Source organism: Oceanobacillus luteolus (genome assembly GCF_023715655.1).
In the GTDB taxonomy this organism is placed as follows: Bacteria; Bacillota; Bacilli; order Bacillales; family Amphibacillaceae; genus Oceanobacillus; species Oceanobacillus luteolus.
Genome location: NZ_JAMBON010000168.1, coordinates 1 through 379 on the forward strand (window position 1 = coordinate 1; position 379 = coordinate 379).

1 protein-coding gene is annotated in these 379 nt (G+C 63.3%); it reads right to left on the minus strand.

The annotated features are described in order from the left end of the window. Positions 1 to 379: chorismate-binding protein (locus tag M3210_RS20225; RefSeq protein ID WP_251518114.1), on the minus strand; the 379-nt coding region annotated here is incomplete at both ends.

Genomic DNA, 379 nt, shown 5'->3' on the forward strand with positions numbered 1-379 from the left:
ATGTACGGGCTGGGGTTGCTCTTCTTCAGCACATCATAAGCGGCCAGCGGCGATGGGCAGGGCAGCGAGAAGCGGCGGGAAGGAACCACCTGGAAGATTTCCCCGGCGCGGATCGCGCGCTGCATTTTGCGCACCACCGCGCCGTACTCTTCATCGCTCTGGTCAACGTCGCAGCGCATTTCGGCCACGGTGGTAACCGGTAGCGGCGCCGGCGGCTCGTTCAGCTGCTGACGCAGCTGGCTCAGGCGCTGCTCCAGGCGCTGTTTTTCACTCTCCAGCGGGGTGAACAGGCTGGCCTGAATGCGGGTATGCTTGGTCTGATGGTCGATGACCAGCAGGGTTTCCGCCAGATAGAAGCAGTAGTCCGGGCAGGCGGTGT